Raw genomic sequence first — 13,736 nt, forward strand, 5'->3', positions numbered from 1 at the left:
CCCCCCAGCCCCCCCCCCCCGCTTGTTTTTGTTGTTTTTCTTCTTTCTCTTCCTCCCCTCCCTCCCTCTCTCCTCCCCCCCCTCCCCCCCCCCCCCCCACTCCAGCACACTGCCGCGCCCCCGCACCTAGCCGCCCGTCCGTCACCAGCCGAGCACGCCGGCATCCTCCTGGAACGTGCCCGTCGGTCCGTCCACCCCGATGTTCGCCCAAGCGGCAACAACCTCCGCGCTCTCCGCGGCGGGGCGTCCTGGGTGGCTGCCCGGATCTCCCCCGCCCAGTTCGGTCGCCGTGATGCCGGGTTCGACGGCGTTGAACTTCACCTCGGGAACGGCCTTCGAGTACTGGACGGTGAGCATGGAGACGGCGGCCTTGCTCGAGCCGTACACGATCGCCGGGTAGTGCGAAGCGGGACGGGACGGCTCGTGGGTGGCCCAGAACGAGCCGAGCGCGCTGGAGACGTTCACGACGACGGGGTTGTGCGACCGCCGCAGCAACGGCAGTGCGGCCTCCGTGACCCGGATGACGCCGACCGCGTTGGTGTCGTACACCTCCAGCGCGCTCGGTCCGTCGAGTGCTTCGCCGCGGCCGTCGGCTGTGCGCTTGGCGATGCCCGCGTTGTTGACGAGAACGTCGAGCCCGCCCTCGCTCTCGATGGTGGCGATAGCGGCAGCGACGGAGGCGTCGTCTGTCACGTCGAGCTGCACGAAGCGGGCGCCCAGCTCGTCGGCGGCCTCACGGCCGCGCTGCTCGTCGCGTGAACCGAGGTAGACGGTGTGTCCCATCGCGATGAGACGCCTGGCGGTTTCCTTGCCGAGGCCCTTGTTAGCCCCGGTGATGAGTGTTGTGGTCATGCGACAAGGCTCTGCCTCGGCGCGGCACACAGGTAGTCGTCTGTTGTTCGTAGGACTGGCAGTGCCACGACAACGGATGCTCCGCCAAGCAGACTGGTGTTGTGGAGGATCAGGAGTTCGGTCGGACCGTTCGGCACTGGCGCGATCGAGTCGTGCCTGAATCGGTCGGCGTTCCGATCGGCACCCGTCGACGCGCCGCAGGCCTTCGTCGTGAGGAGCTGGCGGCACTGGCGGGCATCTCCGTCGACTACCTCACGCGACTGGAGCAGGGCCGCGCCACCTCGCCATCGGCACAGGTGGTCGAAGCGCTGGCCAGGGCCTTGCGGCTATCGGATCCGGAACGCGAGCTGCTGTTCCGGCTCGCCGGACTCGCGGTCCCCGGTCGTGACCTGGTGCCCGCACGCATCCCGCCGAGCGTGCAGCGACTGCTCGACCGGCTCTCCGCGAACCCGATCGCGGTGTACGACGCCATGTGGAACCTCCTTGTCACGAACGCCGCGTACGACGCACTCACGGGCGCCCCGGCGTGGCGGGGCATCCAGCGCAACGGCGTGTGGCGCAACCTGGTCGGGCCCGGCCCTGTCGCCGAGCTCGGCCTCGATGAGCTCGCGGATCAGCAGGCCGCGCTCGTCGCCGATCTGAGGCTCACGGCGGCGAGATATCCCGCCGACCCCCGGCTGCGCAACCTGGTGGCGGAGCTGCGACGGGAGAGCGACCTGTTCTGCGAACTGTGGGACGCCGGGGAGATGCGGCAGCACGAGGACCGCTCCCGTCACAAGTTCGTCGAGCATCCCGAAGTCGGTCGCATCGGGCTGGACTGCGACACGTTCATCGTCGCCGGCGACGACCTGCGCATCATGATCTACTCGGCGGAGCCGGGCACGGCGGATGCCGAGCGCCTCGCGCTGGCGGTCGTGCTCGGCACGCAGGCGTTCTCCGACGAATCGGCCGAGGGCCGGCCCAGGCGATAGCGAACGCCTATTCCTTCGCGGCGACGTGCTCGACGACGGCGGGGATGACGGTCTCGCCGTAGACCCGCAGCGTCTCCTCCTTTGCGTCGTGCTGGAGGTACCCGGCGAACTGGGTGACGCCCAGCTCGCGCAGTGCCTTCAGCTTGGCGATGTGATCCTTCGCCGGGCCGAGCACGCACAGCCGGTCGACGATCTCGTCCGAGACGAACGCGGTGTGCGAGTTGCCCGCGCGACCGTGCTCGTTGTAGTCGTAGCCCTCGCGACCCTTGATGTACTCGGACAGCACCTGCGGCACGGCGCCGCCGCTCTCTCCATAACGGCGCACGATGTCGGCGATGTGGTTGCCGACCATGCCGCCGAACCAACGGCTCTGCTCGCGCTGATGGTCGACATCCGTCCCCACGTACATGGGTGCTGCCACGCAGATCGCCAGCGCGTCAGGGTCGCGACCGGCAGCGCGCGCGGCATCCTTCACGGCACGGATCATCCAGTCGGCCACGTCGAGGTCGGCGAGCTGCAGGATGTACCCGTCGCCCACCTCGCCGGCGAGCTTGAGCGCTTGCGGTCCGTACGCTGCGACCCACACCTGAAGCTCACTGCCCTTCGACCACGGGAAGCGCAGCGTCGAGCCCTTGTACTCAACGGCACGACTGTTCGCGAGCTCGCGGATGACGTGGATCGACTCCCGCAGTTCTGCCATCGTCACCGGCTTGCCGTTCGTGACGCGCACGGCGGAGTCGCCGCGGCCGATGCCGCACACCGTGCGGTTGCCGTACAGCTCGTTGAGCGTCGCGAAGACGGATGCCGTCACCGTCCAGTCCCGGGTCGCCGGATTGGTGACGAACGGGCCGACCTTGATGCGATGCGTGCGCGCCAGGATCTGGGAGTGGATGACGTACGGCTCCTCCCAGAGCAGATGGGAGTCGAAGGTCCACGCGTGACTGAAGCCGTACTGCTCGGCCAGCTCGGCGAGGTGCACCACCCGGCTGCCGGGCGGATCGGTCTGCAGAACGACGCCGAACTCCATGAGCGGATGCCCCTCTCCGTCTCAGACCAGGTACTGGCTCAGCCCGCGCTTGAGGAAGACCCCGTCGCCCTTGGCGCCCACGTACCGGCCGTCGTCGACGATGACCTTGCCCCTCGACAGCACCGTGTGCACCCGGCCGTCGATCTCGAATCCCTCCCAGGCCGAGTAGTCGAGGTTCATGTGGTGCGTGGCCGCCGAGATCGTGGTGTGACCGTTCGGGTCGTAGACGACGACGTCGCCGTCGGCTCCCGGCTGGATGACCCCCTTGCGCCCGTAGAGTCCGAACATGCGAGCCGGCGTCGTCGAGGTGATCTCCACGAAGCGCTCGAGCGAGAGCTTTCCGGTGGCGACCGCCTGGTACAGCAGGTCGACCCGGTGCTCGACTGTGCCGATGCCGTTGGGGATCTTCGCGAAGCTCGTGCGGCCGAGCTCCTTCTGATCCTTCATGCAGAACGGGCAGTGGTCGGTGGAGACGAGCTGGAGCTCGTTCGTGCGCAGCGCGCGCCACAACTCCTCTATGTGCCCCTCGTGCTTGGAGCGCAACGGCGGGGATGCCACCCACTTCGCCCCCTCGAAGTCGCCCCACTGGTCGCTGTGCGCACCCAGCTGGTCCTCGAGGCTGAGGTACAGGTACTGCGGGCACGTCTCCCCGAACACGTTCGAACCGCGATGACGGGCGGCGGCGATCTGCTCGACCGCCTGCTTCGCGCTCACGTGCACGAAGTACAGCGGCGTCCCCGCCACATCAGCGATCATGATCGCCCTGTGCGTTGCCTCCTCCTCCATCTGCCACGGACGGGTGAGGCCGTGATACACCGGGTCCGTGTTTCCGGCAGTGATGGCCTGTTGCACGAGCACGTCGATGACGGAGCCGTTCTCGGCATGCATCATCATCAGCGCGCCGTTCTCCGCACCTTTCTGGAACGCCCGGAAGATCTGTCCGTCATCGGACAGGAACACCCCCTTGTACGCCATGAACAGCTTGAAGCTCGTGACGCCCTCGTTCACCAGCTCGTCCATCGCCGTCAGCGACGCGTCCTGGATGTCGGAGAGGATCTGGTGGAATCCGTAGTCGATCGCGCAGTTCCCAGCGGCCTTCTCGTGCCAGAGGTGGTACTGGTCGAGCACGTTCTGATCGGGGTATTGCGTGACGAAGTCGATGATCGTCGTGGTGCCGCCGATGGCGGCGGCGCGGGTGCCGGTCTCGAACGTGTCGCTGGCGTTGGTTCCGCCGAACGGCATCTCCATGTGCGTGTGCGGGTCCACTCCGCCGGGGATGACGTACTTTCCGCTCGCGTCGATGACGGTGTCGACGGATGCCTTCAGGTCGGACCCGAGCAGCTGCGAGCCCGGCTCGAGCACCGCGGCGATCGTCTCCCCGTCGATGAGCACGTCGGCGGTTGCCCTTCCCGTCGAGCTGACGACGGTGCCGCCCGTGATGAGTGTCTTCATCGCTTCTCCTACGGCTTCGGGATGCCTGTGTACGACTCGGGTCGGCGGTCGCGGTAGAACTGCCAGTCATCCCGGGTCTGCCGCACGAGGTCGAGATCGAGGTCACGGATGACGACTTCCTCGTTCTCACTCGAGCCGTATCCGCCGATGATGTTGCCGCGGGGGTCGACGAACTGGCTCGAGCCGTAGAAGTCGACGGCGAGGTCGCCGTACTCGTTGTCCTCCCTGCCGACCCGGTTGGGGGCGGCGACGAAGTAGCCGTTCGCCGCAGCGGCGGCCGGCTGCTCGATCTCCCACAGCCGGTTGCTGAGTCCCGGCTTGGTCGCGTTCGGGTTGAAGACGATCTGCGCGCCGGCCAGGCCGAGCTCGCGCCACCCTTCCGGGAAGTGCCGGTCGTAGCAGATGTACACGCCGATCGGCCCCACGGCCGTGTGAAATACGGGGTACCCGAGGTTGCCGGGCCGGAAGTAGAACTTCTCCCAGAACTTGTCGAGGTTGGGAATGTGGTGCTTGCGGTACTTGCCGAGGATCGTGCCATCGGCATCCACGACCACGGCAGTGTTGTAGTAGATGCCGGGCTGCTCCTCCTCGTAGATGGGCAGGATCATCACGAGGCCCAGCTCCTCGGCCAGCGCCGCGAAGCGCTGAACGATCGGCCCGTCGGCCGGTTCGGCGAAGGCGTAGTACTTCTTGTCTTCGGTGATGCCGAAGTACGGGCCGTAGAACAGCTCCTGGAAGCAGATCACCTGGGCACCCTGTGCCGCCGCATCGCGGGCGAATCCCTCGTGCTTGACGATCATGGACTCTTTGTCGCCGGTCCAGGTGGTCTGGCTGATGGCCGCTCGAATCGTGGTCACGCTCGTCCTCTCCATCGGTGTTCCCCGCATTAAACGCTCGAGAGGTGATCTCCGCTACGAAAGGACTCGAATGGGGGTCCATTGCGCTCGAATGCGCACCGCGTCGGCGGCAATCCCCGGGGTCGAGGAGCATCCATGCCACGCTCGAGATGCACGATGAAGCCCGGCGGGTGCCGTGAAGGAGGTCTCGGGTGAGCATTGCCGCTCCGGATGCCAGTGACGCGGCGGGCTTCTTCGCGGGTCTCGATCCGTGGGACGTGGCGTTCGCCGTGCTCAGCGTGGTGCTCGGCATCGTGTTCGGCGTGCTGGCCAAGCGCGGCACGACAGCGCTGCTGGGACGGGTGCCGAATCTCTCCCCCACGGTCGCAAAACGTGTGGCGACCACTGTTCGCCTGATCCTCATCCTGCTCGGCGTGGGGATCGCGCTCACCTTCCTGGGGGCGCCGATCCAGCCGGTCATCGCTCTGGCGATCGTGCTCGCGGTGATCGCGGTGCTCGCGCTTCGGGGGATCGCCGAGAACTACGCGGCCGGGCTGGTCATCCAGACGAGGCGACCCTTCGTGCGCGGCGACGCCGTACGAATCGGCGACTACGAGGGCGTCGTCACCGAGATCAGCGGGCGCTCGGTGACCGTGCGGCAGTTCGACGGTGCGGTCGCGCACATTCCGAACGCGATCGTGCTGTCCAATCCGTTCCTGAACCAGTCGGAGCGCACGGCGCTGCGCAGCGAAGTGGAGGTGCGGCTGCGCTACCGGGATCGTGACGATCTGGATGCCGCGGTGTCGGACATCCGTGCCGCGTGCTCCGGGCTCGATGAGATCGTCGACGGCAGGCACGCCGAGGTGCTGTTCGTGGCGATCGAGCCGGATCGTGCGACGCTGTCGGTGCGTTACCGGCATCATCCGACGCACAAGGGCGCGACGAGGTCGCAGGTCGTCTCTGCCGTGTACGGCGCGGTCTCCGGCCGGGAGGCGGTCGTCACCTCCGCGAGGGTCGACCCGCCGCTGACGCCGCCCTCCGCGGTGTGACGCCCGTCTCGTCCCGGTCTATGCCGCCGGTTTCGTCGGCTGGATGAGGGACGCGTCGTCGGGGTCTGCGGTGCGGGAGTTGTTGACCTTGGGATCCACTTCGTAGCTCGTGATCGTGCCGGCGACCTTGTCGGACTCCGCCGTCAGCAGTTGCACCATGTGCTGTTTTCCTGCATCGTCGAGCTTCTCCGGGGTGAGGAACTCCTCCCAGACGTCGCGATCGAGGAAGACGGGCATCCGCTCGTGGATCTCACCGGATGCGTCGCGGGCCGGGCGGGTGATGATCGCCGTGGACACGACCCATTCGTCGTCGACCTTCCTGGCCGTGTAGATGCCTGCGGCGGCGAGCAGGCCGCCTGCCTCCGAGTGCAGGAAGTGCGGCTGCTTGTGCCCGGCCTCACCAGTCCACTCGTAGTAGCCGCGCATCGGCACGATGGCTCTCGATGACGCGAACGCGCCCTTCCAGAGGCCGTTGCTCGTGACCGTCTCGATGCGAGCGTTGAAGTTCGGGCGCTTGGAGTCGCGCATGAACGCCGGATGGAAGTCCCACACGGCGCCGTCGATGCTGCGCCGCACCTCGCCCGTCTGCTTGTCGACGCGTTCTCGGACGATGGGAATCTCGTCGGTCGGGGCGATCGAGTAGTTCGGCCGCCAGTCGCGGTAGTCGCCGCCTGCAGCGACGAACTCCTGGATCAATTCATCGACGTGGTCGTCGAGAGCGAATCTGCCACACTGGTCCAGCCTCTCACCCGCCACTGTCAGTGCGTGATGAGAGGATGCTTCCGCGCACTACCGCGTGCCGCTCGCATAGCGTATCTTCGAAGAAGAAGTCGCCAGCGACACGCCGCAGGTGTTTGACAGTCTCGAACATGCGTTCGAGACTGGAGGGGTGACCCTTCTCGTTCCCGATCTTCCGGCGGAGTACGCACCGCCGATGAGGTCGGTGCGTCCGGTCATCGACGGCGGAAGCGACACCGCCGTCGAACGTGCCAGGGCAGATCTGGAGCGGCTGCTCAGCCTGCGCTCCAGAATGGGCGAGCTGGAGAGCACCCGCGTGGACGACGGGGTGCTGCGCACCGATCCGGCACTGGCTCCGTTGCTCCCTGGCGGCGGGCTGCAGCCCGGGGGCGTCTACTCCGTGCAGGGTGCCACCTCTCTGGTCATGGCACTGCTGGCCGGCCCGAGCGCCGAGGGTGCATGGAGCGCCGTGGTGGGGATGCCGGGGTTCGGTGCAGAGGCGGCGGCACGACTGGGCGTCGACCTCGACCGACTCGTGCTGGTGCCGCATCCCGGCGACCGCTGGTTCAGCGTGACCGCGGCACTCGCCGACGCGGTGAGCATCGTCGTCGCCGTACCGGGCTCGAGGGTGGGCGAGGCGGAGGCTGCCAGGCTGGCCGCCAGGCTGCGACAACGCCGGGCTGTGCTTCTCGTGTGCGGTGCATGGCCTCGGGTGGATGCGCGGGTGGGTGTGGCATCCGCCCGCTGGACCGGCGTCGGCGATGGTCACGGCTACCTGGCGGAGCGCGAGCTCACGGTCGCCGTGGAGAGCAGGTCATGGGGTCGGGAACGCAGGGCGAAGCTGCTGCTGACACCGGACGGGCGGTTGCACGAGACCACGCCGTCGCGGCAGGCCGTACAACAGCACGAGACCACGCCGTCGCGAGAGCGCCTCCGGGCGCTGAAGGCGGTGGTCTGAGTGGCGGTACGCGACGCCGATCGCACCGGCAGACGCAGCATCGTGCTGTGGTGCCCGGACTGGCCGGTGCGCGCGGCCGTGGCGGCGGGACTGGCGGAGCACGGGCATCCGATCGCGCTCGTCGACAAGGGAATGGTGTTCGCCGCCTCGGCCGCCGCGCGACGCGACGGGGTGCGGCGCGGGCTGCGCGTGCGGGAGGCGCAGGCACGCTGCTCGGCGCTGACCGTGCTGCGCTACGACGCGTCGGTCGACCAGCGGGAGTTCGACCCGCTGCTGGCCGCGATCGAGCAGGCGGTCCCGGGGGTGCAGCCCATCCGGCCTGGACTGTGCGCGCTGCGGGCACGGGGCCCCGCCCGCTACTACGGGAGCGAGGATGCCGCGGCCGCCGAACTGCTGCGCGTCGCGGCCGAGCACGGTTCTCCTGATGCCTGTGTCGGCATCGCCGACGGCCCGTTCGCCGCCGAGCAGGCCGCGAGGGCGTGCCTCACCCAGCAGCCAGGGAGCGTGAGCCGGGGAACCGGCCGCACGCTGATCGTGGAGCCGGGGCGGTCGGCGGAGTTCCTCGCCCCGCTGCCGGTCGACGTGCTCGGCGATGCCGACTACGTCACGCTGCTGCACCGGCTCAGCCTTGACACGCTGGGCGCCGTGGCGAGGCTGGATCCGCTCGAGCTGGAGGACAGATTCGGCGAGCTCGGCGTGCGCACTCACGCGCTGGCGAGCGGTTCGGAACGTGCCGCGGTCGTTCCGCGCGCTCCGCAGGCGGTGCTGGAGCGTACGGCAGAGTTCGAGCCGGGACTGGAACGGGTGGACGAGCTCACGTTCGCGTTCCGGCGCACGGCCGACGAATTCGTGGCATCCCTGACCGCGGCGAAGCTCGTCGCCACGGCGATCACCGTCGTCGTGCTCGCCGAATCAGGCGCGGTCAGCGAGCGCGCCTGGCTGCACCCGAGGTGGTTCACGGCATCCGACGTCGTCGACCGGGTGAGGTGGCAGCTCCAGGGCGCAGGAACGGACAGCGGCCTGGACTCCCCCGTCGTGCAGGTGACGGTGGCGCCGGAATCGGTCGACGCGATCGGCAACCACGAAGACGGCCTGTTCGGCACGGGACCAGACGAACGCGTGCACCACGCGCTCTCCCGAGTGCAGAGCATGCTCGGGCACGACGCGGTGGGAACGGCGGCGATCGGCGGCGGACGGCTGCTCGCCGATCGTTCCGTGCTGGTGCCGTGGGGCGACCGGGTTCCGGACGCCGTGACCGCCGACGCCGCGAAACCGTGGCCGGGCGCTCTCCCTCCGCCGCTTCCCGCCACCGTCTACTCCCCGCCGGTGCGGTGCACGGTGACGGCGGCATCCGGAGAGCCGGTCGGCGTCGACGAGACCGGTGAGCTCACCGAGCATCCCGCGCGCTTCTCCCCCGCACCCGGCAGGGCTCCGTCGCAGGTGACGGCGTGGACGGGGCCGTGGCCGGTCGAGGAACGCTGGTGGGATCCGGATGCCGCCCGCAGCGTTCACCGGCTGCAGCTCGTCGACGAGACCGGCGGCGCCTGGCTCGTGCTTCTCGAGCGCGGCGAATGGATGCTGGAGGCGCGCTATGACTGAGACGGTTCCCTGACATGGGCTGGAAGAACCCCGCGATCTCGTGGTCCGAGCTGGAGCGCACGCTGTCCGGACGCCGCCCTCCCGAGGGCAGTCTCGCCGAGCTGGACTCCCCCGCCCGCAGCGTGAAGCGCAGGACCTACCACGGCGAGCCCATCGTTCCGGTGGCCGGTCCGTACGTGCCGTACGCGGAACTGCACGCGCACTCCAACTTCAGCTTCCTCGACGGGGCGAGCGACCCGGAACGGTTGATCGAGGAGGCTGCACGGCTGAGGCTGACCGGGCTGGCGCTCACCGACCATGACGGCCTGTACGGCGTCGTGCGCCTGGCGGAGGCGGCAGAGACGCACTCCAGCGTGAAGACGGTGTTCGGCGCCGAGTTGTCGCTCGGCCTGGGCAAGCCGCAGAACGGCGAGGCCGACCCGCAGGGGTCCCATCTGCTCGTGCTCGCCCGCGGGGAGGAGGGCTACCACCGGCTGGCCGGTGCGATCACGGATGCCCAACTGCATCGGGAGGCGGAGAAGGGCCGCCCCGTCTACGACCTGCACCGGCTTGCCGAGCAGGCGGAGGGGCACTGGACGGTGCTCACCGGATGCCGCAAGGGCGCCGTGCGACAGGCACTGGTCGGTAGCGCCGGCGGCGACGGCTCCGAGCCGGACGTCGGCGCGGCATCCCGCGCACTGGACGAGCTCGTCGAGCTGTTCGGCCCTGAGCACGTTGTGGTCGAGCTGTTCGACACCGGCTCCCCACTGGACACCGTGCACAACGACGCGCTCCACGCACTGGCGCGACGCAAGGGGCTGGCATCCGTCGCGACGGGTCTCGTGCACTACGCCACGAAGGCGGAACGCCCGCTCGCCACGGCGATGGCGGCGGTGCGAGCCAGGCGCAGCCTGGACGAGCTCGACGGCTGGCTTCCGGCTGCCGCCACCTCGCGGATGCGCTCCGGCGCGGAGATGGCCAGGCAGTTCGCCCGCTATCCCGGCGCGATCGAGCACAGCGTCGTCATCGCCGAAAGCCACGCGTTCGCACTGAGCTCCGCGAAGCCGCGACTGCCGAAGCAGGAGGTTCCTGAGGGGCACACGCCGATGAGTCACCTGCGCGAGCTCGTCGCGCGCGGCGTGGCCGAGAAGTATCCGCCGGACTACCCGCACGCCAGCGCCGAAGCCGTCACGGCACGCATGGAGCAGGAGCTGAAGGTGATCGAGGAGAAGGACTTCCCCGGCTACTTCCTCATCGTGTACGACATCGTGCGGTTCGCCCGCAGCAAGGGCATCCTCTGCCAGGGCCGAGGCTCCGCCGCCAACTCCGCCGTCTGCTTCGCGCTGGACATCACGGCGGTCGACTCCATCCAGTACAAGCTGCCGTTCGAGCGCTTCCTCTCCAGCCTGCGTCCTGAGGAGCCCGACATCGACGTGGACTTCGACGCGAGGCGACGAGAGGAGGTCATCCAGTACGTGTTCGACAAGTACGGCAGGCGCAACGCCGCACAGGTGGCCAACGTGATCAGCTATCGGCCGAAGAACGCGGTGCGCGACATGGCCAAGGCCCTCGGACATTCGACGGGACAACAGGATGCCTGGTCCAAGCAGGTGGAGAGGTACGGCCCGGACGTCTTCAGCGGCGACCACGACATCCCGGATGCCGTCGTCGCGCTCTCCGAGCAGCTGCTGCGTGCGCCGCGGCACCTGGGCATCCACTCCGGTGGAATGGTGCTCACCGACCGGCCGATCGGCGAGGTGTGCGCCATCGAGCACGCCCGCATGGAGAACCGCACGGTGCTGCAGTGGGACAAGAACGACTGCGAGTGGATGGGCCTGGTCAAGTTCGACCTGCTCGGCCTCGGCATGCTCGCCGCCGTTCAGTACATGTTCGACATGATTCAGGCGCACCTCGGCGAGTCCTGGACCCTGGCAACGCTGCCCAAGGAGGAGCCGGCGGTCTACGACATGCTGTGCAGGGCGGACGCCATCGGAGTGTTCCAGGTGGAGAGCCGTGCCCAGCTCGGTACACTGCCGCGCCTGCTCCCCCGCGAGTTCTACGACCTCGTGATCGAGGTGGCGCTGATCCGGCCGGGGCCGATCCAGGGTGGTGCGGTGCATCCGTACATCCGTAGGCGCGCGGGCAAGGAGACGGTGACGTACGCGCATCCACATCTGAAGCCGGTGCTGGAGCGCACCCTGGGCATCCCCCTGTTCCAGGAGCAGGTGATGCAGATGGCGATGGCCGTCGGCGACTGCACGGGCGAGGATGCCGACCTGCTGCGTCGCGCGATGGGGTCGAAACGCGGCATCGAGAAGATCGAATCGCTGCGCGACAAGGTGTTCGAAGGCATGGCGAAACGAGGACTCGATGACACGGCCGCGCAGGGCATCTGGTCGCAGATCGAGGCATTCGCCGACTTCGGTTTCGCCGAGAGCCACGCGCTGAGCTTCGCGCTCATCGTCTACGCCAGCTCCTGGCTCAAGCTGCACTACCCCGCAGCATTCCTCGCCTCGCTCATCAAGGCGCAGCCGATGGGGTTCTACTCACCGCAGACGCTGACCCAGGATGCCGTGCGGCACGGCGTCGTCGTGCGGCACGTGGACATCCTGCGCTCTGGGGTGCATCCCGACCTGGAGCCCATCGGCGATGCCGGGTCACGACCCGCACCGACGGGGATGTCCGGATGCCTCGCGCAGAAGCAGCCGCCGGTACCCAAGGAGTTCTATCGCGATGCTCCGGATGTCTCGGCCTCCCATCGCAGAGACGCCGCGCTCGCCGTGCGCCTCGGCCTGGCCGGCGTGAACGGCATCGGAGAGAAGCACGCCAAGCGCATCGTCGAAGAGCGCGAGACCTCAGGACCGTTCACGAGCATGCACGACCTCGCCAGGCGGGTCGGCCTGACGTCGCCCCAGTTGGAGGCGCTGTCGGCGGCAGGCGCGTTCGAGTCGCTCGGCCTCACCCGAAGGCAGGCGCTGTGGGCCGCGGGCCCGGCGTCCAGGGAGCGCAAGGACTACCTGCCCGCCACCGCGGTATTCGTGCAGCCGTCGTTGCTTCCGATACTGACGGCATCCGAGCAGACCGTGTACGACCTGTGGTCGACCGGCATCTCACCAGGCGACCACCCGATGCGGCACGTGCGGCAGGACCTGACGGCCAGAGGCATCCGATCGATCGAGGAGCTGCTGACGGTGGAGACGGGAACGCGGGTGGAGGTGGCGGGAGTGGTCACGCACAGGCAGCGTCCGGCGACGGCGAGCGGGATCACCTTCCTCAACCTCGAGGACGAGTCGGGCCTGCTCAATGTGATCTGCAGTGTGGGCGTGTGGGGCCGCTACCGGAGGATCGCTCGTGAGGCGGCGGCGATGGTGGTGCGGGGCATCCTGGAGCGAAGCGAGGAGGGCATCGTGAACGTGGTGGCCGACAGATTCGAGAACCTGCCGTTGAAGGCACGGACTATCTCGCGCAATTTCCAGTAACGCGAGGGCTCAGCCCGGTTTGACGCTGTTGTCCTTCGACTTGCCCGGGGCGCCTGCACTGTTCGGGCCGGGCGGTTCGTCCATCAGGTGCAGACCCTGCGTGCTGTTGGCCGAGAGGGTGAGCAGCTCGATCCATTCCCGGTTGATCACCGGCGGCTTGCTGCCCGAGTAGCGGAAGTACAGCGGGACCGACGGATCGATCCACACGGAACTGCGGCCGTCTCCCACCGACATGTCGTCGCGCCACGTGAAGAAGAAGCCCTCACGACGGCGCAGCTTGGCGCCGATCACCACCTGGAGATGGGCGAGAACGCGGTCCTCGAACTTCACTTCGATGTCGGATCCGCCGTACAACAGAGCACCCACGACAACCTCCCGGGGATCACGGTCTCGAGCGGCAAGCTTACCGTCGCACCGCCCCGGGCCGCGCCTCCCGCAGCATGAACATGTCAAGCCCTTGCCGGTCACTCCGACGGCTCCGTAACGTCGTTGCTTGCCTCATCCGACCATCCCGCAAAGGAGAAGCCATGGGTGACGAAGACAAGGTCGAGAACAAGAAGGACGAGCTCTGGGGTAAGGGCAAGGAGGCCGTCGGCAAGGCGACCGGTGATGACGAGCTCGAGAATCAGGGCAAGTTCGATCAGACCAAGGCCAACCTCAAGCAGGCCGGTGAAAAGGTGAAGGACGCGTTCACGGATAACGACTGACCGCGTTCAACCGGACCGGGGCCGGCCCGCCGCGGGCAAGGAACCGGGGGGCTGGTTTATAAAACCTGACCCCTAAATCCCACCCCACC

General features: G+C 68.1%; 12 protein-coding genes. 6 read left to right on the forward strand and 6 right to left on the reverse strand.

The genetic code is table 11. The annotated features are described in order from the left end of the window. Positions 1 to 141: 141 nt before the first annotated feature. On the reverse strand, positions 142 to 852 hold the full coding sequence (locus ACTHNC_RS17215) for an SDR family NAD(P)-dependent oxidoreductase (protein ID WP_440295851.1): 711 nt from the start codon (positions 850 to 852) through the stop codon (positions 142 to 144). Between the two features lie 101 nt (positions 853 to 953). Between ACTHNC_RS17215 and ACTHNC_RS17220 the strand changes: the two genes are divergently transcribed. After that, a complete protein-coding gene (locus ACTHNC_RS17220) occupies positions 954 to 1,823 on the forward strand; it encodes a helix-turn-helix transcriptional regulator (protein WP_440295852.1) in 870 nt (289 codons plus the stop codon). Positions 1,824 to 1,830: 7 nt separating this feature from the next. Here ACTHNC_RS17220 and ACTHNC_RS17225 read toward each other — a convergent pair whose 3' ends face one another. The 3 genes from ACTHNC_RS17225 to ACTHNC_RS17235 are packed head-to-tail and all read right to left on the reverse strand — an operon-like array spanning position 1,831 to position 5,159. Further along, a complete protein-coding gene (locus ACTHNC_RS17225) occupies positions 1,831 to 2,850 on the reverse strand; it encodes a TIGR03842 family LLM class F420-dependent oxidoreductase (RefSeq protein ID WP_440295853.1) in 1,020 nt (339 codons plus the stop codon). Positions 2,851 to 2,871: 21 nt separating this feature from the next. After that, positions 2,872 to 4,302 (reverse strand): dihydropyrimidinase, encoded by a 1,431-nt coding sequence (hydA, locus tag ACTHNC_RS17230; protein ID WP_440295854.1) that lies wholly within the window; start codon positions 4,300 to 4,302, stop codon positions 2,872 to 2,874. 8 nt (positions 4,303 to 4,310) lie between these two features. Then, positions 4,311 to 5,159, reverse strand: a complete 849-nt coding sequence (locus tag ACTHNC_RS17235) for a nitrilase-related carbon-nitrogen hydrolase (protein ID WP_440295855.1) — start codon at positions 5,157 to 5,159, stop codon at positions 4,311 to 4,313. Between the two features lie 191 nt (positions 5,160 to 5,350). Between ACTHNC_RS17235 and ACTHNC_RS17240 the strand changes: the two genes are divergently transcribed. Further along, on the forward strand, positions 5,351 to 6,187 hold the full coding sequence (locus ACTHNC_RS17240) for a mechanosensitive ion channel family protein (RefSeq protein ID WP_440295856.1): 837 nt from the start codon (positions 5,351 to 5,353) through the stop codon (positions 6,185 to 6,187). A gap of 18 nt (positions 6,188 to 6,205) precedes the next feature. Here ACTHNC_RS17240 and ACTHNC_RS17245 read toward each other — a convergent pair whose 3' ends face one another. Then, positions 6,206 to 6,943 (reverse strand): SOS response-associated peptidase, encoded by a 738-nt coding sequence (locus ACTHNC_RS17245; RefSeq protein WP_440295857.1) that lies wholly within the window; start codon positions 6,941 to 6,943, stop codon positions 6,206 to 6,208. A 133-nt stretch (positions 6,944 to 7,076) separates the two neighbouring features. Between ACTHNC_RS17245 and ACTHNC_RS17250 the strand changes: the two genes are divergently transcribed. From ACTHNC_RS17250 to ACTHNC_RS17260, 3 genes are read left to right on the forward strand one after another with little or no spacing between them, the layout of a single operon-like run. Beyond that, positions 7,077 to 7,883: a hypothetical protein gene (locus ACTHNC_RS17250; RefSeq protein WP_440295858.1), complete on the forward strand. Its 807-nt coding sequence runs from the start codon at positions 7,077 to 7,079 to the stop codon at positions 7,881 to 7,883. Beyond that, positions 7,884 to 9,482, forward strand: coding sequence for a DNA polymerase Y family protein (locus tag ACTHNC_RS17255; protein ID WP_440295859.1), 1,599 nt, complete (start codon positions 7,884 to 7,886; stop codon positions 9,480 to 9,482). It abuts the gene before it with no gap. Positions 9,483 to 9,496: 14 nt separating this feature from the next. Then, positions 9,497 to 12,940, forward strand: a complete 3,444-nt coding sequence (locus ACTHNC_RS17260; protein ID WP_440295860.1) for an error-prone DNA polymerase — start codon at positions 9,497 to 9,499, stop codon at positions 12,938 to 12,940. A 9-nt stretch (positions 12,941 to 12,949) separates the two neighbouring features. Here the strand turns inward: ACTHNC_RS17260 and ACTHNC_RS17265 are convergent, their stop codons facing one another. Then, a complete protein-coding gene (locus ACTHNC_RS17265; RefSeq protein ID WP_440295861.1) occupies positions 12,950 to 13,306 on the reverse strand; it encodes a DUF7882 family protein in 357 nt (118 codons plus the stop codon). Positions 13,307 to 13,467: 161 nt separating this feature from the next. On the opposite strand from ACTHNC_RS17265, the gene ACTHNC_RS17270 reads away from it, so the two are divergent. Next, a complete protein-coding gene (locus tag ACTHNC_RS17270; protein ID WP_440295862.1) occupies positions 13,468 to 13,647 on the forward strand; it encodes a CsbD family protein in 180 nt (59 codons plus the stop codon). The last annotated feature ends 89 nt before the right edge of the window (positions 13,648 to 13,736 follow it).

Origin of the sequence: Humibacter sp. (genome assembly GCF_051954055.1) — a bacterium.
Classification (GTDB): domain Bacteria; phylum Actinomycetota; class Actinomycetes; order Actinomycetales; family Microbacteriaceae; genus Humibacter.